We start from the raw sequence: 25,714 nt of genomic DNA on the forward strand, positions 1-25,714 counted from the left end.
GCGCATGCAAGGGCCGGTCCGCTCGGTGGCGCCGCCCCTCTCAGTACAACCGGCACACCATCCGACGGCAGGAGCGCGAGGGCCGTTCGGGTGTATCGCACGGTGTGCGCGGTCGCGGTGGCCGGCCGTGCGTCCCGCGACCAGCATCCTGGTGTGATGATCGGTCCGCGCAAGGGGAAGGCGACGCGATGGCTGTTGACGAGTCTCCTGTTGGGAGCGGCCTGCTGGTCGGCGACCGGGCCCTCGGCCGCCGACGGCCCCTCATCGGACGGACTCGCACTCACGGTGACGGTCAACAACCGTCCGGGGCTGGGGGCGCAGCATCCGGGCATCCGTACGGGGACGCCGGTGCTGGCGTCGTACCGCCTGGTCAACCGCGGTAGCGCCGACCTGCACGACCTGCGTATCCAGGACCCCGGCATGGCGGGGGCCCGCGTCCGCTGTCCCGGCGGCCGCGACAGGGTTCCCCTGCTGACGGGCCTGCGTACGGTGCGGTGCACGGCGACAGGGATCGCCCGGCCCGGAGCCCGTGCCGGCGCGGTGCGGGCCATCGGATGGCAGCCGTACCTGCGGGCCAGGGTCGTGGCGACGGCGCACGCCGGGTACGCCGGGGTCGGTGCCGCGCTGGCCCTGCGGGAGGAGGTGCGGGTCACGGGACCCGACCGGGCGCGGATCCGCTACAGCGTCACCAACACCGGAAACCGCTCCGTGTGGGGTGCCCGTCTGACGGACCCGCTGCTGCGCCGTGACCGCACTGACTGCGGGGGTGGCCGCTCCGAGGTGCCACCGCTCGCCCCGCTGGGGACGGCGACGTGTACCGCCGAGGTGCGGCGCCCTCCCGGCACGTACCGCAGCCAAGTCCGCGTCGAGGGCACCGATCGGCTGCGCACCATCGACTCCGTGGGAGGGTGGCTGCCGCCTCCCCGGCTGACGGCACACGCGTCGGCGCGCTTTGAGCTGCCGGGCCGGGCGGCCCGGACCCCTCCACAACGGAGACCGCCGGGCCGCACCCCCCATCCGCCGGACCGGCCACCCCGCGAGACCGCCCCTCCCGATGCCCTGCCTCAGGCCGTGCCGCCAGTGGTCCCGCCACCCCCACCACCGCCCCCGCCCGGCATTGCCGCACCAGGCATCCCCGTTCCCGGCGAAGCGGCGGCTCAGCCCAACGCCGTCGCACCGCCCCCACCGGTGGACCCGCGCCCGGCGAAACCGCAGCCGCCGAAGCCGAAGCCGCAGCCGCCGAAGACGGCCGAACGGCGCCCGCAGTCGCTGCTCAGCCGGTTCGTCCGCGCGGACCACACCCCCACCGGGCTCGGTGTGGGTGCGGCTCTTTTCCTCATCCTGCTGCCCGCGGCTCTCGCGGCCGCCCTGCTCGGCTCGCGCAGACGCTGATCATGCCACCGACCCACGACGGGGCTCCCGATGATCGAAAGCATTGCCATCGTCCTTGGTGTCGCGCTGCTCGCCGCCATGGTCGTCCTCATCAAGCACCGCTTCCGTCCGATGGGGCCGGAGGACGAGCCCCGTGAAGACGTGGCCGAGTACATCTCGATGATGGTCGGCGTCCTGTACGCCCTCGTCCTCGGTCTGGCCCTGGTCACGGTGTGGGACACGCATTCCGGTGCGGAGGACCACGTCGCGGCGGAGGCCAGCGCGGCGCACCAGATCCACCTCCTGGCCGCGGGTCTGCCCGCCCCGCAGACCGACCGAGTGCGCCAGGAGGTCGAGGAGTACGTCCATCACGTCGCGGACGTCGAATGGCCGGCCATGGTCGAAGACGCGACACCGGATCCGCGGGGCTGGCGGCTGCTGGAGCAGGTGCGCGTGTCGGCACAGCTGCCCGACCACGCCACGCCCGCCCAGCAGGTCACGGGACAGGAGACGCTGGCGCAGCTCAGCACCTTGGACGAGGCCAGACGCGGCCGCGAGTCCGACGCGGGGGAGCGGCTTTCGCCGGTGATCTGGTTCGGCCTGCTCGTCGGCGGTGTCCTCACCATTTCCTTCATGTTCCTGTTCGGTGTCCGCCGCAGCTTCACCCACGTCGTGATGGCGATGGGGCTGTCCGGCCTCATCGCCTTCACGGCGCTGCTCATCTACCAGCTGGACAGCCCCTTCGGTGGCCTGCTCGCCGTCGATCCGTCCCCGTTCGTCCGCCACTTCTGACTCGCTGCTCCAAGCTCTCTGCGACCGGGGTGATGGCCCGGCTCCCGGTCACCATGCGGACGGGCCGAGGTGAATGCAGAGTAGGGACCGTCGACCGACCAACGCCCGTGCGGGTGGAGAAAGGAGATTCTCCTATGACCTCCTATGACGGAGCAGCGGCGTGAGGAGATCGTCGACGGGTGGGACCGCCGAGGCGGATACGACTTCATCGTCCCCTTCGGTGCCACCGCAGCTGTATTCGTCGAGGCCGGGGCAGTGGAAGGCACCCACGTGCCCTCCTCGGAGCCACACGTCCCCTCCCTCCTCCCCTCTCACTCAAGGGCCCCGTCAGGCCCGGAGCGTACGGCCCTGACGGTCAGCTGCGCCGTGAAGGGCTGACCAGCCGCCCGCACGGCGCCCGGTTCCGGCACGCGACGTGCCCCGTATCCCAGGAGGTGGCCCATGCTGCGACGTCTTCGTTACCGGTTCGACAACGCCATGGCGCGCGGAACACCCGCGATGATCGGCGTCATCGCGGCCGCCATGCTGGCCCTCGCCCTCCTCAACGCCCTCACGCTCCTTGTGCTCGCGCCCGACCTCGTACGGAAGGAGGGCGGCGCCTCCGTCCTGTGGCGCAGCACCCTGCGAGTCCTCAACCCTCCCGGCATGTTGCAACGCGACTACGTCCCTTCGGATCCCCCCGTCGGCGTCGCCTACCGGATCGTCTCGACGGTCATCACCATCATCGGAATCCTGCTGCTCAGCACCCTCATCGCGGTCCTCGGAGCCGGCATCCAGCGCAAGCTCTCCAAGCTGCGCAAGGGACGCTCCGTGGTGGTCGAGAGCGACCACACCGTCATCCTCGGCTGGTCCGAGCAGGTCCACATGATCATCTCGGAGCTCGTCGAGGCCAACCGGAATCAGAAGTACGCCTGCGTGACCGTGCTCGCCCCCAAGGACAAGGTGCAGATGGAGGACGCGATACGCGAACGGGTGGGTGACACCGCACGGACGCGGGTGGTCTGCCGTACCGGCGACCCGACACGCATCTCCGACATCGGCCTGGTCAGCCCCAGGAAGGCACGGTCGATCCTCGTCCTGCCCCCGGAACAGAAGGACGCGGACATCTCCGTCATCAAGTCCCTGCTCGCGGTGACCAGCGGAGCCCTCGCGGAGGCGGGTCACGAGGGGCGGCCGGTGCCGCACGTGGTGACCAGCATCGCGGACGACCACAATCTTCCGGCGGCCCTGATCGCCGGCGGTGCGCACACCCACGTCGTCAGCGCCCAGTGCTTCATCGCCCGCCTGCTCGTCCAGACCAGCCTCCAGTCCGGACTGTCCATCGTCTACACGGGACTCCTGGAGTTCGACGGCGACGAGATCTACATGTCCGCGCAACCCCAGCTGGCCGGGCAGACGTTCGGCGAGGCCCTGTACGCCTTCCGCACCTCCACCGTGATCGGACTGCGCCGCCTGGACGGACAGATCCTGCTCAACCCCCCGTCCGGCACCGGCATCCTGGCCACCGACCAGATCGTCGCCATCTCCCAGGACGACGACACCGTCGTCCCCACCGACGAGGTACCCACCATCACCTTCGAGGCGATCGTCACCGACGAGGCGTCGGATCCACGCCCTGAGCGCGTGCTGCTGCTGGGCTGGAACACCCGGACGCCTGAGGCCGTGAACCAGTTGGCGAAACTGGCGCCCGAGGGCTCCCGGCTCGACATCGTCGCCGACGTCCCCGGCCTGCACGACCGGGTGGAGGAGCTCCGTGCCAGGATCCCGCAGCTGGAACTGGGTGTTGTCGCGGCCGACCCCGCCAACCGTGTCGTCCTGGAAGACGTGGACCTCGCTGCCTATCAGCACGTGATGGTGGTCGGCGACGGTGGAGGGGCCGACAAGTCCGCGACGGATTCGCGCACGCTCATGACCCTGCTGCACCTGCGCGACCTGGCCGTTCAGCACGGTCACGGCTTCTCGGTGGTGACCGAGATGGCCGACGACCGGAACCGCACACTGGCCCAGGCCGCGCACGCCGACGACTTCATCCTGAGCGACAACCTGCTCAGCCTGCGGATGGCCCAGACCTCGGAGAACCCCGAGCTGAACCGGCTCTTCCAGGAACTCTTCGATCCCGAGGGATGTCAGATCAGGCTCCGGCCCGCCCAGGAGTACGTACAGCCGCAGGCCACCGTCGCCTTCTACACGGTGGTCGAAGCCGCCCTGCGCCGGGACCAGATAGCCATCGGCTACCGCCTCGCCCGCCACGCCCAGCGCAGGCCGGACTACGGCATCGTCGTCAACCCGGACAAGGCGACACTGCTGTCCCTGACGGGCGGTGACAAGGTGATCGTCCTCGACGGGCGGCGCTGCGACGCGGGCGGCCCGTCACGAGGATGACGACGGGCCGGGGCTCAGGCGCGGTGCACCTCGAGGGCGGTGCGCACGGCGGACTCGATCGCGCCCTCGATCCAGGCGGGTTTGAGCGAGGTGTGGTCCCCGGCGAAGTGCAGAGGGCCCTCGGGGTTGGTCAGGTGCGGCAGGAGCGCCTTGTGCTGGCCGGGCAGGAGCACGGAGGCCTCGCCGTACGCGTAAGGATCCCGTACCCAGCTCTGGGTGCGTCCGGCACCGGTGTAGAACACTTCGACCCGCTGGCCGTACACGTCCTGCAGGCCGCGCAGTGCGTGCGGGTAGCGGGCGTCGTCGTCCAGGCAGTCCCAGCGCAGGGCGTCGTCGGACCAGCTGTAGGACGCGAGGATGACGCCGCCCTCGCTTCCCGGGACCGGGTGGGAGGGATGGAACATGAAGCGGTTGGAGTTGTCCGAGAGGGAGCCGCCGCCCACGGTCGCCGTCGCCTCGGGCTGGTCGCGCAGGGTGGATCGGCGTGCGGCGTACTGCACGCGTTGCGTGTCCTTCAGCCATCCCCCGGGCACTGAGGGGTGGGCGCCCAGCAGGGAGCCGTCGGTGGGTGCCTTGCCGTCGCGGTAAGCGGCGTACAGGCCGGGCCGGAACGCCTCCAGTTCGCGCTTCCACTCCGCTTCGGTCCACTCCCACCAGCGCCGGGAGAACTCCAGGAGGACCTTGGTGGCGGCGTCGTAGTGCATCTCGATGATGGCCCGTCGCTTGCCGTAGGAGAGCGAGGGAGAGACGGGCAGCTGACGCATCCCCGAGAAGGGCACGGTGAGGATCGCGACGTCGGCGGTGAACTCCTCGTGCTGCACGGGGCCGTCGCCGGATTCGGTGACGGTGTCGACCCACACTCCCTTGCCGGCCGGAGCCTCCGCGCCGTGCGCGATGCGGGTTGCCCGGCAGTTGAAGCGGACCAAGTGCCGCACCCGCGCCAGCAAGGCGTCGGCCAGGCGGGCGGTTCCCCCCTCGATCTCGAAGAAGCGCGTCTGGGGATGAATGAGCGAGGCGTCGACGAAGCTGTGCAGGAAGGAGAGCGGCAGCCGGGAGGTGAGGTTCTCCAGGGTGCCCACCAGCTCGATCGTGCGGGGGTCCAGACCCGCGTGCTCGGACAGGAACCGGTACATCGACCACTCGCCGAACTGCTCCACCACACGAGTCCAGCCCGCCAGGAGCTCGGCCAGGGGTTTGTCGACACGCCGGCCGTCCGGCCCCACGACGGAGAACTCGTCGCGGACCGGGTCGAGGGCCGAGTCGACGATGTGGGACGCGGGCACGTCCCACAGGTGCTGGGGGACGCCGAAGGACCGGTTGACCGCCTTGGGATTCTTCGCGTAGTCGGCACGCCGTACCCGCAGGCCGTTCACATACAGCCAGGTCCGGCCGGCTCCCGTGGAATCGCGGCCCACATCCGTCAGGTGGAAGCGGCGCCGCTGCAGACCGAGTTGATCGATGAGGCCGGTCACCAGGGGGTGGACGTCCGGGATGCGCATCGCACCGGCTTCCGCGTACTGCTTCGGGTCGGCGAAGGGCTGCTCGGCCTTCTCGTGACCCCCGGTCCGGAAGGTCTTGATGCGGCCACCGGCCCGGTTGCCGTTCGCTTCGATCACGGTGACCTCGTGACCGGCCTCGTTGAGCAGGTGTGCCGCGGTGAGCCCTGCCGCTCCCGCCCCGACGACCAACACCTTCTTGGGACCCCGACCGGCGCGTGGCAGCCCGCCGCCCAGCAGGATCTTCTTGTAGCCAGGGGTGAGCGGCTGATCGTTTCTGTCCAGGACCAGCAAGGCTCGTGCCACGTCCGCAGCGGCGTCCACGGATGCTGGAGATGCGGCGGCGGGAGCACTGCCGCTCGTGTCAGCGGCGTGGCTGGGAGACGACGCCGCGGCCGGTACGCCGACCGCGGCCAGACCGGCGACGGTTTTCGTGAAGGTGCGACGCGAAGGGCGAGGTGTGGGCATCCATCCGGTGTAGCCCCTGGGCAGAACGCCCTTGAGACGGCACACAGAAGTCGGGTACTCGGATCACCCGACCGGCGGTCGTGGCCGCTGTCCACCACTCTCCGCGGTCGTGACCGCTGTCCACCACTCTCCAGGGCTGCGCCCACTTGCGTCACCCTTCTGAAATCGTCAGGGCATCGGCGGACTGTGGCAGCGCCGCGACCGCGACCGCGACCCGCTCGACGAGCAGGAGGGTTGCTGGACGGCATCAGGGAGCAGGCCAACCGCCTGATCGAGCGGCCCATGCTGGAGCGGGCCCGCGTCAGCCTCCAGAAGAAGCCGAGCTTCTTCGCCGAGTACGACACCAGGAGGTTCTTCGTCTGCTGGTGGTACACGCTCACCGTCGCCTCTGAGCTGCGGCAATGGGTGGAAGAGTCTGCTGCTGAGCCGACTTGGTCCGCACCTGGTCCGGATCTTGGTCCGTGATCTGTGGTGTTGGCGTGCGAGTCCTGCGGTACGACATGACACAAGTTGGCGAAGGCGTCTCGTGGGGTCTAGCTGGTCCAGTTTGGATGCGTATGCGTAGGTCGGTCTCTGTGGTCCAGGGGCGTCAACGCTGCTGGTGAGACGGGTGTGAGACGCGTGTGAGACGCGTGCGGGGGAGCGGGAACCGGTGCTCCGTCAGCGACGCGTACGGGGGCGTGTGCGGGTCAGCAGGATCTGTGCGCGCACTCCGCCGACGTGCGGGTGCGGCGTCTTGTGCTTTCCGTCCGCGTCGAGGATCCGTACGTGGCGCTGTCACCGGGTGGGGACAGGTCACCCTGGCGTGGTGTGTGCGCGAGGTGAGCGGATCGTCGGCCGTCGAGCGACGGCCCGGGACAGGCGGTGACGTGCGAGGGGGCGATGGGCTCCACCGGAGCCTTCGCCGAATTGCGGATCCCCCGCCGCCGTCAACTGCACGGCCAGGAAGGGCTTCGCGGCGCGGAGGAGTCAGTTCCGTGCCTGTCGCCCTGCTGATGGGTGAGCTTGCATGCCTTACCCTAATGCAAGAAGTACTGCACTAAGAAGCCCGGGGGTGGCATTCGGCTGTCGGCCATTGGCCGTGGCGCGAAGGAATCTATGACCGAGAAGTCCGTGCAGCGTCGTCCCGGCGGGCGCACTGCCCGCAACCGTGAGAACGTCCTCCGCGCCACCGCGGAGGTGCTGCTCCACGAAGGTTACGAGCACCTCACGGTCGCGCGTGTGGCCGCCGCGGCCCAAGTAGCGGAGACCACTGTCTACCGTCGCTGGCCGAGTAAGGCGCACCTGGCCGCCGACGCGTTGTCCGAGCTTGCGAGGACTGGGAACCCGATACCGGATACCGGCACGCTCGAAGGGGACCTGCAAGCACTCCTCGGCCAGGTCGTCGCGCTCGTCGAACGACCCGAGGTCCGGCGGGTGATCCTCACCATCGTGTCCCTCGCGGCGGACGACGGTGAAGTGGTGGCGGCCAAGGACGCCTTCTGGGAGGCGCGGTTCGCCGGCGCCGCCGCGATTGTGGCCCGTGCCGTCGAGCGCGGTGAACTCGCCCCTGACACCGACCCGTATGAACTGATCGAAGATCTCGCCGCACCCACGTACTTCCGGCTCCTCGTCACGGGCCGGCCGCTCGACGACCGCCTCGTTGACCGCTCCGTCGAGCTCGCGCTCAGCCGTCAGGGCATCCGGGCCGCATCGATGCCCGGCCGTCCCGCGTCACCGACGGCCGACGACTGATACGGCACGGCAACGCACCATCGCTTCAGCTCACCTCACAGGAACGGAGCAACACCATGAGCAGTGCATCGCCCACCGTGCACGCGATCATCGGCGGCCGCCGGTTCAGCCGTGACCAGGTGCTGGTGTGGGAGGCCGAACGCCTGCCCGCGGCGGCCTCGAAGATCGGCCTGCCGGTGCCGTCTGGGGACCTCGCCCGGCAGCGCGCGGACTTCGCCGACAGCAAACTCGTACTGGGAGCCGACGAGATCAAGAGCCGCCTGCGGCGCGACCTTCGCGTCGCCGAGATCGTGGCGAACACCACCGCCCGGATCTCCCGCGGCGGGCGTGCCACGTCCGTGTGCGAGCTCCAGGTGGCTGGAGGCAGCGCGGCCGGGCTCGTCCAGTGGTTCGAGGACACCTCCCGGGAGGACTACACCCGCTCCATGACCGCGGCGCATCCCGACCACTTCCTCATCCAGGCCCTGCCCGACGGACGGCAGGAAGTGATCGAGACCACCGGCGGCAGCCCCCTGCCCACCCGGTTCCTCATCGACTACGCCGACCTCTCCACGCTCACCACGCACTCCGACCCCGCCGCTGACGCCGACGCGAAGGGCGTCGCCATCAGTGGAAGGGGCCTTCACATCGGCGGCGTGCGCCACGAGTTCCGGGACGTGCCGGGAGGCTTCCACGCGCACCTGTGCGTCGAGTTTCCCCGTACGACCCTCCCGCGCATCCTCTCCGAACATCGCCGGCACCTGGCCATCGAGTTCTCCAACTGGGTGGAGTTCGCATTCGGCGCCGGGAGGTGAATCCCCGTCAGACCGGGAGCGGCTGTTCGGACCAGATGCACTTGCCGTCGGGCGGGAAGCGCGTGCCCCAGCGCCGGGACACGGCCGCCACGCAGACCTCGTCCGCCCTCGTCGGTGGAGGCCGCGCGCCGGATGCGCGGGGTGGTGGGACTGCTGTCGTGCACCTCGCAGATCAGGGAGGTTCCACGCAGGAGGCGCATCTTGAGGGGGCCGTTCGCATGGCGAATCGCGTTGCCGATCAGCTCGCTGACCACAAGCTCCGTGGTCATCTCCGGAACGGGCAGTCCCCAGGGGCCGAGTTGCTCCCGGACGTGTCTTTGGGCCTCTCCGGCAGCCCAGGGATTGTGCGGAAGACGTGCCGTGTTCCTGCCACAGGAACTACTGAGCGGCGAGCTTCTTCCACTGGGCGCGTGCCACGTCGAGGGGGAAGGGCATCGCCGTATGCGACGCGTCCGCGGCGTAGCCCGGATACGTACGGCTGAAGAAGCCGAGTGTGTGGCCCGTGCGCACGACCCGCACCTTGCGGGTGAGGGAGTCGATGCCGGGTGGGCCGGTGAGCGTGAACCACGTGTATTCGTCGGCGAAGTCGAGCTCCCGTGGATCGGGCTGCTGCGCGGGGGACTGCACCATGGTCTTCTTGCTGCGGACCGTCATGGTGAAGCCCTGCCGGCACACCGTACTGGCCGTCCCCAGTTCGAACAGGGCTTTCTCCTCGCCCTTCGCCTTGCCCTCGCCTTTGTACGACGCCAGGGTCACCGTCGTCTTGACGAGGTCCGTCCCCGCGCCCTCCGCTCCGGACGGCCTGCCCATCGCGGTGCGGTCCGCTACGGACACCGGGTCGCCCACGGCCATGCCGAGCGCGACCTGGGCCTGCACTGCGCACTCGGGCTGGTCCGCGCTCACCTCGGATTCTTCATAGCGATCGGCCGCTGACCGGCTGCCCACCTGGTGATCCGGTACGCCGCTGCCGTCGACCGCGGCGGTGGCGATCTGTCCGGCGGTGAGTGTCCGGGTCGGGGCCTTGGGGCTTGCTTCCGGCTTGTCCCCGTCCGAGCCCGAGCCGCCGCATCCGGCCGGCAGCGAGAAGGTCGCGGCGACGGCCATGATCCGCGCCGGCCCACGCATGACGGTCGTAATCCTGCTCATGTGCGTTTGACTCTCCCGTAGTTCTTACCTGCACGGCACGTTGGACGATCAGGGTGGGGTGGCTGCTGCGCAGGTCGGGAGTAGGCGGGCAGAACGTCCACGTTATGGGCAGCCGGGTGGCGGATCTTCGGCTTCGGCCGCCGATTCGGCAGGTCAGCGCGGTGCGCCGGGCACGTCCCGGCCTCCGTCGACGTACTCGGAGCAGTAGCGGGGCTCGGACACGGCCGCGCACCCGGCCCAGCACTCACCGTCGGAGATGACGACGCGGACCAGTAGGACGGGGCTGGTCTCGACAATCACTTGTGGATCCGATGGTCCGTGCCGGTGAGGCTGCTCCACCAAGGAAGCTACGCCGAAGGCTGATTCACGAGGTTGGGTCAGTATCCCGCCCTGCGAGGTCCGCCCGGCTATATTCCGTCCGTGGACGACGATCACGGGCAACTCCTCGCGGCTAGATACCGGTTGACCGACCTGCTTGGTCAAGGCGGGATGGGCGCGGTCTGGCGTGCCTACGACGAGCAGTTGGGCCGGTACGTGGCGGTGAAAGAGCTGCGCCTGCCTGAGCATCTGGGGGCTGAGGAGCGGGCCAATTGGATTGCCCGGCTGGAACGCGAGGCGCGGGCGGCCGCGCGGCTGAAGCATCCAGGCATCGTGACCGTCTACGACCGGCTTACCGGTGAAGACGGGCGGCCGTGGATCGTCATGGAGTTGGTGACCGGGGGGTCACTGGACGACCTGCTGCACCGGCAGGGTCCCCTGTCCCCACAGCACGTTGCCGACATCGGGCGACAGGTGGCCGCCGCGCTGAGCGCCGCGCATCTGAGGGGAATCACTCATCGGGACATCAAGCCCGCCAACATTCTGCTCGAGGACGGGCGGGCCGTCCTGACCGACTTCGGGATCGCGGCCCTGGAGGGTGACGCCACCCTCACGGCCACCGGCATGATCATGGGTACACCTGCGTTCATGGCCCCGGAGCAGGTACGGGGCCTTCCGGCCACCGCCGCGTCCGACCTCTGGTCACTGGGGGCCACTCTCTACACCGCCGTGGAAGGGCACCCGCCTTTCGCGGGGACGGCCCCGAGCGCCGTGCTGGTCGCCGTCGTGACCGAGGCCCCTGCCCCTGCCGTGCAGGCCGGGCCCCTCACCCCAACGTTGGAGGGCCTGCTTCGCAAGGAACCGGCCGGGCGTCTGACCGTGCAGCAGCTACAGGCCCAGTTGGATCAGGTGGCCGCCGCACCGCCGCCTCTCAACGCGCCGCCCGCAGCCTTGGCCCATTGGCCCACGGCCCCCGCGCAGGCCCCCGCCATACCGCCCGCAGATCCGGCGCGTCGACCCACGGCGCCTGCCGCAACGCCCGTAGCGGCCCGCCGCCGGATATTCCGTCGGGTCGCGTGGATGACTGCGGCGGCGGTGCTGGTCTCGGTGGCGTCCGCGATACTGATCCCCGATCGGGGGGATGGGGCGTATCAGGACAATCTCCGGGCAGTTGAAGCGATGGGCCATCCGCCGGACTTCACCGTGAAATCCAAAGCCCGTGTCGACGGTGGCCGGGCGCGAGTCGTCTACGTGGGAGGGCCCGTTACTGGTGCGCCGAGCCTCGGCCAAAGAGGAGTGATCGGGTCATGGCTGCAGGCGGTGCCGGGCGTCTCAACGGTGGGGATGCCCGGCGTAGACGCCTCGTGCATGACCAAGAGATACGGCTGCATCTTGGCCGTCGACCTCAAGGACGGCTACACCGAGCCCTCCATCCTCGACGCCCAGATCCACAAGCAGGACGGCAAGTTGGCCCTCCACGTCACGGTCGGACCTTTCGACTAAGCAGTCGGGGGACTTTGGGGATTCTGGAGTTCCAGGGTCTGGTGGGTATGTCCGGATGGCGTGCTAGACCAGTGGCCTGCGTTCGGGCCACCACCGCTGGACGGCCGCGACGGTCGTCGAGGGGCTCACGTTGAAACAGAGCTTCGCGCGGGGTGCCAGTTCGCGCGTGGCATCGACCAAGACCTCGAGAAGCGGGGTCAGCACTGGGTCCAGCCGGATGCCGGCGCCGATCACCACGATGTCGTAGTCCTTCGCGGACAGCGCGGTGCGGTAGACCGACTCGGCCGTGCGACCGTAGTCGAGCAGGCAGAGGTCGACAGTGAAGCCGAGCTCCTGGAGCCGGGCCCGCTCGGCGGCCACGCCGGCGCTGATCAATTCGGCGTCGAGTTCGGGGAATGCCGCCCGTGACGAGGGAGCGTCGTCTACCAGTGTGGGATCAAGTCCGACGGTGAGTATGGAGGGGGGCATGGCTCGGTACCTCCTGTGCGTTGCGGTTTCCGGAACGAGGGTGGCATCGGACCGCCCGCGCAGCCATCCCACAGTTCTGGGATAGCGCTAGGCCGCCGGTGAGTTCCCTGGTGGCCTAGGTTCTGTCGTCAATTGTCACGCCCACATCAGGAGTGATGCGAGAGCGACGGCTGCTTCGTAGGACTGGGCTGTTTTGTCGTAGCGGGTGGCGATACCGCGCCACTGCTTCAGGCGGTTGAAGCAACGTTCCACGACGTTGCGGTGCTTGCAGACCTCGCGGTCGAAGGCCGGCGGGCGGCCGCCGCGGCTGCCTCGCCGGGCCCGATGGCCGACCTGGTCGGCCCGCTCGGGAATCGTGTGCGGGATGCCCCGGCGGCGGAGCCAGGCGCGGATCGCCTTGGAGCTGTAGCCCTTGTCTCCCAGGACGTGATCGGGCCGGGTGCGGGGGCGTCCCGGTGCGATCCTGGGCACTCGGATCGCTTCCGTCACGGCGGTGAACCGGGTGCAGTCGTTGGCGTTGCCGCCCGTGACGACGAAGGCGAGAGGCCGACCCTGTCCATCGCAGGCCAGGTGAATCTTGCTGGTCAGCCCGCCTCTGGACCGGCCGAGGGCCGGGTCGCGGAGCCCCCTTTTCGGGCCCCGCCGCATGCTGGTGGGCCCGGACGATCGTGGAGTCGACGGACACCAGCCACTCGATGTCGCCCGCCGCGTCCGCTTTCGCCTGGGCTGCCCGCAGTATCCGCTCGAACGTCCCGTCCGCCGCCCACCTGCGAAAACGCGTATGCAGCGTGGCCCACGGACCGTAACGCTCGGGCACAGCCCGCCAGGCCGTCCCGGTCCGGAAATTCCACACGATCCCGTTCAGGACCCTGCGGTCGTCCAGCCGTTTCCGTCCCCGCAACGACGCGGGCAGCAACGGCCGGACGAACTCCCACCCGGCATCGGACAGTTCATGACGACGTATCACGACACCATGATCCACGAGTGGTGATCATTTGAAGACACCGCCTAGAAGAACCCAAGTTTCTTCGGACTGTATGAACAAAGAACGTTCTTCGTCTGCTGGTAGTGCTCCAGCATCATCTTGTGCGTCTCGCGTCCGATGCCGGACTGCTTGTAGCCGCCGAACGCGGCATGGGCCGGGTACGCGTGGTAGCAGTTCGTCCAGACACGGCCCGCCTGGATCGAACGCCCCGCCCGGTACGCCGTGTTGATGTCCCGCGTCCACACGCCGGCCCCGAGGCCGTAGAGCGTGTCGTTGGCGATCTTGATGGCGTCGTCGAAGTCGTTGAACGAGGCTACCGAGACGACCGGGCCGAAGATCTCCTCCTGGAAGACCCGCATGCGATTGTCGCCCTCGAAGATGGTCGGCTGGACGTAGTAGCCGCCGGCCAGTTCACCGTCGTAGTCAATGCGCTGACCACCCGTCAGGACCTTCGCGCCTTCCTGCTGGCCGATGTCCAAGTACGAGAGGATCTTCTCCAGCTGGTCGTTGGAGGCCTGCGCGCCGATCATGGTGTCGGTGTCGAGCGGATGCCCGGCCTTGATCTGCTCGGTGCGCGCGACGGCGGCTTCGAGGAACTCGCTGTAGTTCCCGCGCTGCACCAGGGCCCGCGACGGACAGGTGCACACCTCGCCCTGGTTGAGGGCGAACATCGTGAAGCCCTCGAGCGCCTTGTCCCGGAAGTCGTCGTTCGCCGCCCAGACGTCGTCGAAGAAGATGTTCGGCGACTTGCCGCCCAGCTCCAACGTCACCGGCTTGATGTTCTCGGAGGCGTACTGCATGATCAGCCGCCCCGTGGTGGTCTCACCGGTGAAGGCGATCTTGGCGACGCGCGGACTGGAGGCCAGCGGCTTGCCCGCCTCGACGCCGAATCCGTTGACGATGTTGATGACCCCCGCTGGCAGCAGATCGGCGACCAGGCTGATCCAGTAGTGGATGGAGGCGGGCGTCTGCTCGGCGGGCTTGAGGACGACCGCGTTGCCGGCGGCGAGCGCCGGAGCCAGCTTCCAAGTGGCCATGAGGATGGGGAAGTTCCACGGGATGATCTGCGCGACCACGCCGAGCGGCTCATGGAAGTGGTACGCGATGGTGTCCTCGTCGACCTCGCTGAGCGAGCCCTCCTGCGCGCGGATCACCCCCGCGAAGTAGCGGAAGTGGTCGATGGCGAGCGGTATGTCGGCGGCCAGCGTCTCGCGGATCGGCTTGCCGTTCTCCCAGCTCTCGGCGATCGCGAGCTGCTCGAGGTTGGCCTCCATCCGGTCGGCGATCTTCCTGAGCACGTCCGCGCGTTCGGTGACGGAGGTGCGTCCCCACGCGGGCGCCGCCGCGTGCGCCGCGTCCAGGGCGCGCTCGACGTCCTCCGCGGTGCCCCGGGCGATCTCGGTGAAGGGCTTGCCGTTGACCGGGCTCGGGTTCTCGAAGTACTGGCCGCGGGCCGGCGCCACGTACTCGCCGCCGATGAAGTGGTCGTACCTGCTGTCGTAACTGACGTTGCTTCCTTCGGTGTTCGGGGCTGCGTAGCGGGTCATGGGGGCCTCCTTCGGAGGGCGGGTGCGACCCGAGCCAAGCTAGCCACGCGGAGGTTGCACCGACGTTGCACGACCGGGGGGCGGTGCTGTGGTGCGTGCGTACATCCGTGCGCAGACGCGTGCGCCCGTACGGGTGGGGGCGCGTGACACGTACCCCCACCCATACGGGGAGGCCCGGCGAGAGATGGGGAACGCCTTGGTCTATACCAGCCATCCCAGTCCCAGTATCCTCATGCGGGCCAGTAGCACACCATCCCCCCACCCAGGTTGCGTGCTGGCGCGGGCGCCCCCAACTCTGCCCCAGCAGCCGGGTGACCTCCCCTTCGCCGCCTCCAGGAGGATCACGGTGAACGTTCGCACCAGAAGCTTGGCGACCATCGGCAGCATCTGCCTCGTCGCCTCCCTCGCCCTGACCACGGCGTCCGCCGACGAGCCCGCCGCCCCGCACAAGGCGGCAAAGATCGCGCTCACCAAGGTGACCACCGCCAAGAATCCGACCGCCGGTGCCGCAGGGCCCGGTGGCACGGTCTGGCTGGCCGAACGTGCGGGCACCGTGCGGGTCCTCAGCGGCAAGGGCCTCAGCGAGCCCGTCCTCGACATCTCCGCCGAGACGACCACCGACGGTGAACGCGGCCTGCTGGGACTCGCGTTCGACAAGAACCACGCACACCTCTACATCTCGTTCACGAACCTCGAAGGCACCAGCACCGTGGACGAGTTCGCCGTACGGAAGGGCAAGATCCAGCCGGGTACGCGGCGCACTGTCCTCACCCAGACGCAGCCGTACGCGAACCACAACGGCGGAGACATCAAGTTCGGCCGCGACGGCTACCTCTACATCGCGTTCGGCGACGGCGGCTCGGGCGGCGACCCGCACGGCAACGGGCAGAACCTCGACACGCTGCTCGGCAAGCTGCTCCGGATCGACCCCCGAGGTGGCGACGACGGCAAGCCGTACGGGATCCCGGCGGACAACCCGTTCGTGGGTGACCCGAACGCGAAGGACGAGATCTGGGCGTACGGGCTGCGCAACCCGTGGCGCTTCTCCTTCGACGCGGGCACGGGCGACCTGCTCATCGGCGACGTCGGCCAGAGTGCCTGGGAGGAGATCGACTGGGTCCCGGCCAAGAGCAAGGGCGGAGAGAACTACGGCTGGTCCCAGATGGAGGGCACCCACCCCTTCCGCGAAGGCACGGAGCCCGCGAACCACGTTCCGCCGGTCCACGAGTACGACCGCACCGGCCTCGGCTGCTCGGTGACCGGCGGATACGTGTACCGAGGCAAGACGATCCCGGCCCTCAAGGGGCAGTACGTGTTCAGCGACTACTGCGACGGCACGCTCCGCTCCCTGCGGATGAAGGACGGCAAGGTGACCGGCGTGAGCGACCTCGGAGTCAACGGCGGCGAGGTCATCTCGTTCGTGCAGGGCGGCAAGGGCGAGCTGTACGTGCTCGACATCGGCGGCAGCGTCTACCGCATCGACCCCGCGTAGGGACTCCCGTGCAGTTGCTCCTGTGCAGTGACTTCTGTGCAGTGACTCCTGTGTAGTGACTCCTGCGTAGCGACTACTGAGCGCGCATAGCCGGTACCGGCGCGGCTGGTACCGGAGGTACCGGACCAGGTGTCCGGCCGGGCCCGCCGGGTTCGGCCGGACACCTGCGCGGGTTCTGGTACGACCGCTGCCTGCCTGCCCGCCCGCCCAGCCCGTGGTCGAGGCTAGAGGCGCCTGGTGCGCCGATGAGGAGGCCGGCCGTGGGTTCCTCCGGCCCGCGACGACGATGGCGGACGTGCCAGCCCCCGTCCGTGGACGGACACACGGTGCTTTCCTACCGTGACCAAAGTCCTCTCGCCGTGTGACGTTCGGCCGGCTGCCCCTGTTTCTGGCGGCGCCGGGCCCTTGGGGCCGACGAGGCGATGACCTAGGTCCCGGTAGCCGGTGAGGAAGGTCCCGCTTGCGGGCCGCCCCGTGAGGAACGACTCGCGGGACCGCAGGAGCCGCAAGACGAGAGGGCAGGCCATGCCAAGGGGCCTCGGGGCGCACGACGACCGACTGGAGAAGGGGTCGCTGGAGGAGGGGCGAAGGGAGCAGGTCAGGCGAGAGGGACCGTTTCCCCGCAAGGGACCGTTTCCCCGCACGAGATTCCGGGTTCGCGACGCGCGGCGGGCGTGGGGGCTGGGGCTCGGTGGTCTCCGTCTCGTCCCGCAAGGGGATCCGCAGGGCGACCCCCAAGGTGATCTGCCTCGCGATCCGCACGGTGATCCGCAAGAGGAACGGCCGCTCCCAGGCCTCGGCGGGGGCCTGCCGCCGGACTCCTTCACGAAGGCGTGGGGCGCACCCTGCTGGCTGGGGCTGGCCTCACGCGACGTCTCGGCCACCAGAGAGTTCTACGGTCAGGTCCTGGGCTGGTGCCACGTGCCGTTGGTCGGCCTGCCGGGGCGAGCGCGCTCCGTGGCCCTGAAGGGCGGCGCGCCGGTGGGGACGATCACCGGAACCGTCGGCGACCTGGCCGCCTTCGCGGGCTGGATGCCGTACTTCTACGTCGACGCCGTGGACTCCGCCGTGTGCCGGCTCCGTGAACGCGGCGCCACCGTGGCGGTCGGACCGCTGGCCGGCGGTGCCGACGGCCGGGTCGCCGTGGTGTCGGGCCCGCAGGGCGCGGTGTTCGGTCTGCGCGAGCGGGTCCCCGACGGCCGCTGGGCAGTGGGCCGCGGCCCGATCGTCCGGCTCGAGCTGTACACGCGGGACGTCTTCGCCGCGGCTCTTTTCTACGGAGGCGCACTCGGCTGGGCGAATGCTGATGGCGACGGCTGCGACGTGGCGTACGACGACGAGCGGATCGTGGTGCGGGAACGAACGGACACGGTCGCCACCCTCCAGGAGGGCCCCGCTCCGGGGCCTGGAGAGCGCCACCGCTGGCACACGTGCTTCCGCGTGGCCGACGTCGACGCGGCAGCCGGAGCAGCGGCGCAGTGGGGTGGGCAGGTCGTCTCGCCACCGCAAGGGACCCGTTTCAGGCGAGAAGCCGTGCTGGTAGACCCCGAAGGGGTCGCCTTCACGATCGTCGCCCACTGAGCAGTGCAGGGACGCGAGAACATGGAGAGTCAGACGATGTTTCCGCGGGCGACCGGCACGGACGGAGCCGTCACCGGGCCGACGGAGCGGGTGTGGGACGAAGCGGTCGAGCTGCCGCGCATCGAGGAAACCGATCAGGTCGCCCCGAAGGACGCGCGCGAGCTGTCCAAGCTCTTCTTCGACCGAATCCGGACCCTTGAGGAGGGATCCTCCGACTACCACTACGCGCGCAACACCTTGATCGAAATGAACCTCACGCTGGTCCACTACGTGGCGGGCCGCTACCGCAACCGCGGCAACGGTCAGCTGGAGGACATCGTCCAGGTCGGCACCCTGGGCCTGATCAAGGCGATCGACCGCTTCGACACGGACCGCGGGTTCGAGTTCGTCTCGTACGCGATCCCGTGCATCCTCGGAGAGATCAAGCGCCACTTCCGGGACACCAGTTGGGCCGTGCACGTACCGCGCAGGCTGCAGGAACTGCGGGTCGCGCTGACCAGGTCCCAGGAGCGGTTGGCCTCCACACTCGGCCGCGAACCGACGGTCAGGGAGCTCGCCGGTGACCTGGAGCTGTCCGAGGAGCAGGTCCTGGAGGGAATCATGGCCGCCAACGGGTATTCGGCGCGCCCTCTGGACGCTCCGAACCCTTTGGCCGAGGGCGATTGGGCCAAGCACAATCGCCCTCTCGCCGACGTCCTCGGCGGCAGTGACCCCGCCATCGAGGCCTTCGAGAACGCCCACTCGCTGGCGCCGCTCCTCGCGGAACTCGACGAACGCGACCGCCGCATCATCGAGATGCGCTTCGGCCAGGAAATGACCCAGGACGAGATCGGCGCCGCACTGGGCATCTCACAGATGCACGTGTCCCGGCTCCTGTCCCGAACCTTGGCCCGCCTCCGCGAGGGTCTGCTCGCTCGCGAATAGGGGCCACGAACAAGGGCCAGAGATACGGAGGGAGCACGCAGAGGTACGGACACGCAGAGGTACGGAGAGATACGGAGTGACGGCGGGCGAGAGCGGCCACGACGGCGCTGCGCGCAGCAGCGCCCGGCACCTGGTTCCGGGTCCTGTCCCGGGTGCGAAGTCCGAGCAGGCTTACGTGCGCCCGGCACGGGATGAGGGCGCGGTCAAGGATGACGGTGGGGAGGAGGGGGCGTGCGCGGGAGAGCGCGACGAGAAGGGTGAGGAGGACGAGGGGGATGAGGAGGGGATGGTGGCGTACGAGGACGAGGCCTGTTCGGCGTCGAGCGCTCTGAGCCGGGCCAGTACGGGCGCCGTCGGACGCGACGCGGCCAGCGCCCTCCACACCGCCAGGTCGTCCTCGCCCCACGGAGCGTGTGCCCAGTCCGCGAGCAGATCGGGGTCGTTGCGGTCGACGAGCGCCGCCCGCAGCTGATCGGCCAGCCTGCGCCGGAGCCGGGCCAGGGCGGGCGCCTGCGACTGCGGCAGGAGCGGTCCGGCGTATGCCGCGGCGGCCGCCGTGACCGCCCCCGCTCCCAGGCGACGCTCGACCGTGTCGACATCGCACTCGACCTGCGCCGCCAGCCGATAGGGCCGCGACCGCAGCAGCTCCGCCCCGAGCAGCCGCCGCAGCCGCGCCATCTCGGCCCGCAACGTCACCTGCGGCACCGAATCGTCCTCGTACAACGCACAGAGCAATTCGTCCCCGGACAGTCCCTCCGGATGGCGGGCCAACAGCACGACGATCTCACTGTGCCGACGGCTGAGCCGCACTTTCCGTCCGCCCGCGATCAGCAAGGCCTCGTCGCGGCCCAGAGCGGTCAGCTCAAGGACGTCCTCGGTTCCCGCCGGCGACAGCAAGGCCAGTTGTGACTCCGCGGCCCGCGCCACGGCCTGCACGAACGCAAGACTGTGCGGATGCGCGAGCCCGTCCCCGCCGGTGATGTCCACCGCGCCGATCAGCCGCCCCGTACGCGGATCGTGCACGGGAGCCGCCGCGCACGTCCACGGCTGGACGCGCCGCATGAAGTGCTCGGTGGCGAAGACCTGCACCGGCCGGTCCACGGCTACAGCCGTTCCCGGCGCGTTGGTCCCCATGGCGGACTCCGCCCACCGTGCGCCCGGTACGAAGTTCATCCGCCCCGCCAACCGCCGCGTCGCCGCGTGGCCCTCGACCCACAACAGCCTGCCCTGCGCATCGCACACCGCGAGCAGATGCTCCCCGTCCGCCGCGAAGGTGCCCATCAGCTCGCGGAACAGGGGCATCACCCGAGCGAGCGGATGCTCCGCGCGGTAGGCGCCGAGGTCGCCCTCGGTCAGCTCCACCGTCGCGCCGTAGCTCTCCGGGCTCACCTGTGCCTTGGCCGACCTGCGCCATGAATCGGCGACCACCGAACGCACCGGACGGGAGATCGTCCCCGCGTCGGTGAACCGTTCATGGGCCCGGCGCAACACCCTCAGCCGCTCGGCGGGGTCCGAGCCCGGCTCCAGGGCCACCCATGGATCGGTCAACTCGGCCTCCCGGGACGGCGGTGTGAATGCGGTGCTGCCATCGTCGCCCCGGAGACGCAAGCCGACAAGAACGCGGTACGGGCCGGGTCCCGACGCCGCGAGGCGCCGGGCCGTGGAGGATGGTCTGGGGGTCGCTGAATCGCCGACGGCGACCTCAGGCGAAGTTGACCATGCGGAGATAGCGGGACCAGTCCCAGTACGGGCCGGGGTCCGTGTGGTCCGAGCCGGGAACCTCGTGGTGGCCGATGATGTGCTCACGGTCCTTGGGGATGTCGTACTTCGCGCAGATGGCCGCCGTCAGCGCGGCGGATTCCTCGTACATCGCGTCGGTGAAGTACTCGGGCTTGTCGACCCACCCTTCGTGTTCGATACCGATGCTGCGGGTGTTGTAGTCCCAGTTCCCCGCGTGCCAGCCGACGTTGCGCTCACGGACGCACTGGGCGATGTGGCCGTCCTTGGAGCGCACGACGTAGTGGGCCGAGACCTGCTTGGCCGGGTTCTGGAAGATGGCGAGGGCGTCCGCGTACGTCTCCTGGGTGACGTGGATGACCACATAGTCGACGGGATAGGTGCTGGGGCGGTTGGCGGCCGTGTAGTTGGAGGTGCTGGCCGGCACCCACTCGGCCAGGGGGTAGTCGACGGCTCGGGCCTGAGCGGTCGCGCGGGTGGTGGGGATGATCGCTGTCGGCACGGCGGCGGCTACCGCACCCTGCAGCAGCCGGCGCCTGCTGGGGAAGCGTCTCGGTCGGTCCATGTCTGGCCTGCCTCTCGGTGGGGGGAACGGCTGAGTGGCGCTGCACTTGAGAGGTCAACAGCGGGGGTGTGTCCTAGGCGGGGGGATGGTCCAGTCCGCGGGGCAGGGCGGCCGCTGTCTCGCGCAGTTGTGCGTGCAGCCCACGGTGTGTCTCGCGCGCGGGGAGCCACTCCTTGCGGATCTTCGCCACGCACGTGTAGTTGGTGTCACAGACATTGGCGAGCGGGGACTCGACGGTCTGCGTTGCGAACTGGTAGGCGTCGAGCTTGCTGAAGCCGTAGTCGCGCACCAGCCATTGCACCAGGTCGAGTTGGGATATTCGGAAGGCGTCCTCGAGCGGACGGGCGGACCCGGTCGAGATGATGTGGGTGTCGGACTCCAGTCGTGGCCATGGCGTGGCCACTCCCTTGAGAAGCTCGACGATCACCACCGTGTTCATGGCGCACTCGACTGCCACGCCGCATGTCTCGCCCTCGCCTTGCCGAGCGTGTCCGTCGCCCAGGCTCAACAGCGCACCGTCGACGTTCACGCCCAGGTAGCAGGTGACCCCGGCGCGCATTTCGGGCGTGTCCATGTTGCCGCCGTGTGCGTCGGGCACCAGCGCTGAGCGCACCTCCAGATTGGCGGGCGCGACACCGACCGTGCCGTGCATGGGGTCCATGGGCAGCTCGATCGTGAAGTCGCCGTCGCGAGCAGTGAACTGTGCCGTACGTCGGGCCCGGTCGAGCTGCCAGATCCACACGGTTTCGGGCAGGGCTGGCTGGAGCGAGGCCGTGGCGGACGTGGACGTGAGGGCGCCGAACAGCGGGACCGTGGTGGAGGCCGCCCAGTCGCGGGCCGGTTCGATCGACACGAAGTGCACGGCGACGGTGTCACCCGGCTCCGCGCCCTCCACGTAGAAGGGTCCGGTCTGCGGATTCAGGAAGGGGAACTCGCAGACTTCGGAGACCAGGTCCTTCTCCGAGCGCACATGGCCGGCGAAGCAGTCCTCTGTGAACAGGTCGAGGATCGTGCCCGGCGCGATGCGCGCCACGGGTGCGGCGCCTCCGAACGTCCAGACATACTCACCCGGTTTGGGGCGCACGTTCAGGATCCGGGGCTCACTCATCGGTGCCGTGCTCCACTCTGGCCGGAAGGCCCTCTGTCTGGCCGGGTGGGCCGTACTGGCCGCCTGGTGTCCTTGATGCCCTAGGTGTGCATGGTGTGGTCGCTGTGGTTGGGCTCGACGGTCCGCGGGACGGACGTAAGCCTTGACTGAATCTCGACATTTGCACACCCCCGATCCGCGTTCTGCCTCAGCCACTGCCGCTGTGACCACCGTCGCCTCGGCCATTGCCTCGCGTGAATTACGTTACGGCGCTCGCTGGTTGAGGCGGAAGGGCGCGGCCGGCATCTGTGGGCAGGGGCGTGATTGTGGAAATCTCGGCCACCCGAGTGGGGGATGTGGTGGCGCAGGCTGAGGCCTCGACCGCGGCGACCGGCGGGGCGGTGGGGCCTGGTCACGGGGAAAGACGGTGGGGCTTGATCGCGGGGAAAGGGGAGGGAGAGAAGCCGGGGGAGTTCAGGCCATGCTTCGGCCAGACGGCCAGACGGCCAGACGGCCAGACGGCCAGACGGCCAGAGCGATGAGCGTGGCGAGAGGCGAGCGTGGCGAGAGGCGAGCGCCTCCTACAGCCCTGACCCACTTGACCCACCTGACACCCTGCACCCCTGCTTACGCCCCACGCACCGTCCCGGCCACCCCCACAGGATCGTCCAACACGGACCGCGCAACCGAGTGCGCCGCGCCCAGCAGGGGCCCGTCCGGTCCCAGGCCGGACACCGTCAGACCGCAGGCCCGTCCTGCGGTCCGCTCCGTCAACTCCTGTTCCAGGGCGGGCAGCAGCCACGGGGCGAGGCGCGACAGCGCGCCGCCGAGCACCACGGCCTGCGGATCCAGCAGATTGACCGCGCCGGTGAGCGCGATTCCCAGCGCCGTTCCGGCGTCGCGCAGTGCGCGCCGCACCGTCTCGTCGCCCGCGGTGGCCCGTTCCGCGAGGAGTTCACCCCGCCCTTCGCCGGGTTCCAGGCCCACGGCACGGAGCACCGCTTCCGCGCCCGCGTACTGCTCCAGGCAACCGCGTCCGCCGCAGGGGCACGGCGGCCCCTCGGGTCGCACGGGAACGTGCCCCAGCTCGCCGGCGAATCCGTGCGTTCCTCGCAGCAGCCGCCCGTCGACGACGAGGGCGGCACCGATGCCGATCTCCGCCGAGACGTGCAGGAAGTCCTCGGAGGAATCCTCGCCGAGCCACAGCTCCGCGAGCGCACCGAAATTGGCCTCGTTGTCCACGGTGAGCGGAAGCTCCGTGGTGAGGTGCCGGTCCAGGTCGATGTCGCGCCAGCCGAGGTTGGGCGCGCGGACGACCGTCCGGGTGTCGCGGGCGACCAGGCCGGGAACGGCGATTGCGAGGCCCGCGGGTGCCAGGCCGGCCCGGCGCGTCTCGGAGCTCACCTGTTCCACCAGTTCGGCCAGTTGCTTCAGCAGCGGTCCGGGTGATCGCCCGCGATTCTTGGCCTGCAGCACGGCGCGCGCTCGCACCTCACCCCGCAGGTCCACCGCGCATGCCGCGAGATGGTCGACCCCCACCTCGGCGCCGATCCCGACGGGGCCACGCGCGCTCACCGCGAGGGCGGACCCGGGGCGGCCCACCCGTCCCGGACGTTCCGGTCCCAGTTCGTCGAGAAGCCCCGAGCGGATCAACTCGTCCACGAGCGTGGAGACAGCGGCGCGTGTCAGCCCGATCCGGGAGGCCACGGCGGCGCGGGACAGCGGGCCGTGCGCGGCCACGGCGTGCATGACCCGCGAGAGGTTGCGGCGGCGCATCCCCTGTTGGGTGTCGGGCAGCCGCGCACCGGACCTGTTCCGGCGTTCGTCGTGCAGCGGTGCGGTCATGCCTCGGTCAGTCCTCACTCCCCATGGGGCGCCCTTTCCAGGAGTGGCGCCGCGTCGGAGAGTACCCCGGAGATCCGCGACAGCGCCGCCTCGTCCCGCTCGACGGGGTCGAGGACGGGGCCCTGGTCCGTGCCCCAGCGTCGTGCGATCGCGCCGGGATCCTCGCCCGTCAGGACGCCGGCCGCCTGCGCCGCGGCACCGAGCGCGACCAACTCCTGGGCCTTGGGGACCTGAACGGGGCGTCCGGAGAGGCGACGGACGGTGTGCTGCCAGGCCGTGCCGCGTGCTCCGCCTCCGATGAGCAGCAGCGGTGACGAGCGGTCGGCGTCCGGGTCCAGGACCAGGTCGAGCGCTCCGAGCAGGGAGTGCACGGCCCCGTCGTACGCGGCCTGCAACAGCTGTCCTGGTGTCGTGTCGTGCCGCAGGCCGTGCAGTACACCGGAGGAGTGCGGCAGGTTCGGCGTGCGTTCGCCGTCCAGATAGGGCAGGAGGGTGACCGAACCTCCCGCTTCCACCGCGTCGCGTTCCAGGCTGAGCAGCGCCGCCACCCGGTCGACGGCGAGCGTGCAGTTGAGGGTGCAGGCCAGGGGCAGCCAGGCGCCGCGCGCGTCGGCGAAACCCGCCACGGTGCCGGTCGGGTCGGCCGGGCGGCGTTCCGAGACCGCGTAGACGGTGCCGGAGGTGCCGAGGCTCAGGACGGCTGTGCCGGCGTGCAGCCCCAGCCCCAGGGCGGCGGCCGCGTTGTCGCCGGTGCCGGGGGCGACCAGCGTGCCCTTGGAGAAGGGCAGTTCGCCGCTGCCCCGGACGGTGCCGACGACCTCGCCGGGTCGGGCGACGCGGGGCAGCAGTGCCGGATCGAGAGCGACCATGTCGAGAACGTCTTCGTCGTACTGCTCCGCTCCCGAGGCCCACCAGCCGGTTCCGGAGACGTCACCCCGGTCGGTCGTGCCGAGGCCGGTGAGGCGTTCCGTGAGGTAGTCGTGGGGCAGGCGCACGGCGGCGGTGGCGCGGGCCGCGGCAGGCTCGTTCTCCGCGAGCCAGGCCCACTTCGTCACCGTGAACGACGGCCCTGGAACGCTGCCCACCCGATCGGCCCACACTTTGGGCCCGCCGAGGCGCTCGACGAGGTTCCGTGCCTGCGGGGCCGATCGCAGATCGTTCCAGAGCAGGGCCGGGCGCACCGGGCCGCCGTTCTTGTCGAGTGTGACGAGGCCGTGCTGCTGACCGCCGATCGATACCGCGGCGGCCTCCCGGGCAGCCGGCCCGCACTGATGGAGGGCCGCGCACAGGGCGTCCCACCAGTCCTGGGGGTCACTCTCCCGGTGCTCACCCGTGGTGACACGGTGCGGCGCCTGTCCGCTCGCGACGACCCGGCCGCTCGCCGAGTCGACGACCAGGGCCTTGGTGGACTGCGTGGAACTGTCCACGCCGACGACGAGCGGCCCCTGGACTGTGGGCGCTGATGACATGACGCTCTCC

21 protein-coding genes and 1 pseudogene are annotated in these 25,714 nt (G+C 69.8%); 10 read left to right on the forward strand and 12 right to left on the reverse strand.

Going from position 1 to position 25,714, the window contains the following annotated elements; all coding sequences use genetic code 11:
• The first annotated feature begins 156 nt into the window (after nucleotides 1-156).
• The 3 genes from ACZ592_RS02665 (at nucleotide 157) to ACZ592_RS02675 (ending at nucleotide 4,545) form a co-directional block, all read left to right on the forward strand.
• Complete coding sequence (locus ACZ592_RS02665) at nucleotides 157-1,392, forward strand: hypothetical protein (RefSeq protein WP_471579656.1); 1,236 nt, start codon at nucleotides 157-159, stop codon at nucleotides 1,390-1,392.
• Nucleotides 1,393-1,422: 30 nt separating this feature from the next.
• The gene (locus ACZ592_RS02670; protein ID WP_471579657.1) at nucleotides 1,423-2,163 is read left to right on the forward strand and encodes a bestrophin-like domain; all 741 of its coding nucleotides are present in this window, start codon (nucleotides 1,423-1,425) and stop codon (nucleotides 2,161-2,163) included.
• 441 nt (nucleotides 2,164-2,604) lie between these two features.
• Nucleotides 2,605-4,545 (forward strand): CASTOR/POLLUX-related putative ion channel, encoded by a 1,941-nt coding sequence (locus ACZ592_RS02675; protein WP_471579658.1) that lies wholly within the window; start codon nucleotides 2,605-2,607, stop codon nucleotides 4,543-4,545.
• A gap of 14 nt (nucleotides 4,546-4,559) precedes the next feature.
• Here ACZ592_RS02675 and ACZ592_RS02680 read toward each other — a convergent pair whose 3' ends face one another.
• Nucleotides 4,560-6,509, reverse strand: a complete 1,950-nt coding sequence (locus tag ACZ592_RS02680; protein ID WP_471579659.1) for a flavin monoamine oxidase family protein — start codon at nucleotides 6,507-6,509, stop codon at nucleotides 4,560-4,562.
• A 234-nt stretch (nucleotides 6,510-6,743) separates the two neighbouring features.
• Here ACZ592_RS02680 and ACZ592_RS02685 point away from each other — a divergent pair, with 234 nt between their 5' ends.
• The 3 genes from ACZ592_RS02685 (at nucleotide 6,744) to ACZ592_RS02695 (ending at nucleotide 9,037) form a co-directional block, all read left to right on the forward strand.
• Nucleotides 6,744-6,974, forward strand: a complete 231-nt coding sequence (locus ACZ592_RS02685; RefSeq protein ID WP_471579660.1) for a hypothetical protein — start codon at nucleotides 6,744-6,746, stop codon at nucleotides 6,972-6,974.
• A 633-nt stretch (nucleotides 6,975-7,607) separates the two neighbouring features.
• The gene (locus ACZ592_RS02690) at nucleotides 7,608-8,243 is read left to right on the forward strand and encodes a TetR-like C-terminal domain-containing protein (RefSeq protein ID WP_471579661.1); all 636 of its coding nucleotides are present in this window, start codon (nucleotides 7,608-7,610) and stop codon (nucleotides 8,241-8,243) included.
• Between the two features lie 56 nt (nucleotides 8,244-8,299).
• The gene (locus tag ACZ592_RS02695) at nucleotides 8,300-9,037 is read left to right on the forward strand and encodes a hypothetical protein (RefSeq protein WP_471579662.1); all 738 of its coding nucleotides are present in this window, start codon (nucleotides 8,300-8,302) and stop codon (nucleotides 9,035-9,037) included.
• A gap of 7 nt (nucleotides 9,038-9,044) precedes the next feature.
• Here ACZ592_RS02695 and ACZ592_RS02700 read toward each other — a convergent pair.
• From ACZ592_RS02700 to ACZ592_RS02710, 3 genes and pseudogenes are all read right to left on the reverse strand, one after another.
• Nucleotides 9,045-9,390, reverse strand: a pseudogene (locus ACZ592_RS02700) (ATP-binding protein); the annotation flags it as partial.
• Between the two features lie 25 nt (nucleotides 9,391-9,415).
• A complete protein-coding gene (locus ACZ592_RS02705; protein ID WP_471579663.1) occupies nucleotides 9,416-10,183 on the reverse strand; it encodes a hypothetical protein in 768 nt (255 codons plus the stop codon).
• 153 nt (nucleotides 10,184-10,336) lie between these two features.
• Nucleotides 10,337-10,483 carry a hypothetical protein gene (locus ACZ592_RS02710; protein WP_471579664.1) on the reverse strand — a complete coding sequence of 49 codons (147 nt, stop codon included), beginning with the start codon at nucleotides 10,481-10,483 and terminating at the stop codon, nucleotides 10,337-10,339.
• Nucleotides 10,484-10,603: 120 nt separating this feature from the next.
• Here ACZ592_RS02710 and ACZ592_RS02715 point away from each other — a divergent pair, with 120 nt between their 5' ends.
• Entirely contained in the window at nucleotides 10,604-12,004 is a 1,401-nt protein-coding gene (locus ACZ592_RS02715) for a serine/threonine-protein kinase (protein WP_471579665.1), read from the forward strand.
• A 63-nt stretch (nucleotides 12,005-12,067) separates the two neighbouring features.
• Here the strand turns inward: ACZ592_RS02715 and ACZ592_RS02720 are convergent, their stop codons facing one another.
• From ACZ592_RS02720 to exaC, 3 genes are all read right to left on the reverse strand, one after another.
• Nucleotides 12,068-12,472, reverse strand: a complete 405-nt coding sequence (locus tag ACZ592_RS02720) for a hypothetical protein (protein WP_471579666.1) — start codon at nucleotides 12,470-12,472, stop codon at nucleotides 12,068-12,070.
• A gap of 135 nt (nucleotides 12,473-12,607) precedes the next feature.
• Nucleotides 12,608-13,436, reverse strand: a protein-coding gene (locus tag ACZ592_RS02725; protein ID WP_471579999.1) for an IS5 family transposase whose coding sequence is annotated in 2 segments (ribosomal slippage) — nucleotides 12,608-13,090 and nucleotides 13,092-13,436 — 828 coding nt in all. Because the reading frame shifts where the segments join, the coding sequence is not laid out codon by codon here.
• A gap of 44 nt (nucleotides 13,437-13,480) precedes the next feature.
• Nucleotides 13,481-15,004, reverse strand: a complete 1,524-nt coding sequence (exaC, locus tag ACZ592_RS02730; protein WP_471579667.1) for an acetaldehyde dehydrogenase ExaC — start codon at nucleotides 15,002-15,004, stop codon at nucleotides 13,481-13,483.
• A 346-nt stretch (nucleotides 15,005-15,350) separates the two neighbouring features.
• Between exaC and ACZ592_RS02735 the strand changes: the two genes are divergently transcribed.
• The 3 genes from ACZ592_RS02735 to ACZ592_RS02745 all read left to right on the forward strand — a co-directional run bounded on the left by ACZ592_RS02735 (nucleotide 15,351) and on the right by ACZ592_RS02745 (nucleotide 19,001).
• Complete coding sequence (locus tag ACZ592_RS02735; protein WP_471579668.1) at nucleotides 15,351-16,496, forward strand: PQQ-dependent sugar dehydrogenase; 1,146 nt, start codon at nucleotides 15,351-15,353, stop codon at nucleotides 16,494-16,496.
• Between the two features lie 921 nt (nucleotides 16,497-17,417).
• On the forward strand, nucleotides 17,418-18,077 hold the full coding sequence (locus tag ACZ592_RS02740) for a VOC family protein (protein ID WP_471579669.1): 660 nt from the start codon (nucleotides 17,418-17,420) through the stop codon (nucleotides 18,075-18,077).
• A 21-nt stretch (nucleotides 18,078-18,098) separates the two neighbouring features.
• Nucleotides 18,099-19,001, forward strand: coding sequence for a SigB/SigF/SigG family RNA polymerase sigma factor (locus ACZ592_RS02745; protein ID WP_471579670.1), 903 nt, complete (start codon nucleotides 18,099-18,101; stop codon nucleotides 18,999-19,001).
• Nucleotides 19,002-19,172: 171 nt separating this feature from the next.
• Here ACZ592_RS02745 and ACZ592_RS02750 read toward each other — a convergent pair whose 3' ends face one another.
• The 5 genes from ACZ592_RS02750 to xylB form a co-directional block, all read right to left on the reverse strand.
• On the reverse strand, nucleotides 19,173-20,549 hold the full coding sequence (locus ACZ592_RS02750) for a GAF domain-containing protein (RefSeq protein ID WP_471579671.1): 1,377 nt from the start codon (nucleotides 20,547-20,549) through the stop codon (nucleotides 19,173-19,175).
• Between the two features lie 154 nt (nucleotides 20,550-20,703).
• Complete coding sequence (locus ACZ592_RS02755) at nucleotides 20,704-21,303, reverse strand: N-acetylmuramoyl-L-alanine amidase (protein ID WP_471579672.1); 600 nt, start codon at nucleotides 21,301-21,303, stop codon at nucleotides 20,704-20,706.
• Nucleotides 21,304-21,376: 73 nt separating this feature from the next.
• Nucleotides 21,377-22,411 (reverse strand): acetamidase/formamidase family protein, encoded by a 1,035-nt coding sequence (locus tag ACZ592_RS02760; RefSeq protein ID WP_471579673.1) that lies wholly within the window; start codon nucleotides 22,409-22,411, stop codon nucleotides 21,377-21,379.
• A gap of 606 nt (nucleotides 22,412-23,017) precedes the next feature.
• The gene (locus tag ACZ592_RS02765; protein WP_471579674.1) at nucleotides 23,018-24,235 is read right to left on the reverse strand and encodes an ROK family protein; all 1,218 of its coding nucleotides are present in this window, start codon (nucleotides 24,233-24,235) and stop codon (nucleotides 23,018-23,020) included.
• 14 nt (nucleotides 24,236-24,249) lie between these two features.
• Nucleotides 24,250-25,704: a xylulokinase gene (gene xylB / locus ACZ592_RS02770; protein WP_471579675.1), complete on the reverse strand. Its 1,455-nt coding sequence runs from the start codon at nucleotides 25,702-25,704 to the stop codon at nucleotides 24,250-24,252.
• Between the last annotated feature and the right edge of the window lie 10 nt (nucleotides 25,705-25,714).

Source organism: Streptomyces sp. NPDC040622 (genome assembly GCF_055593965.1).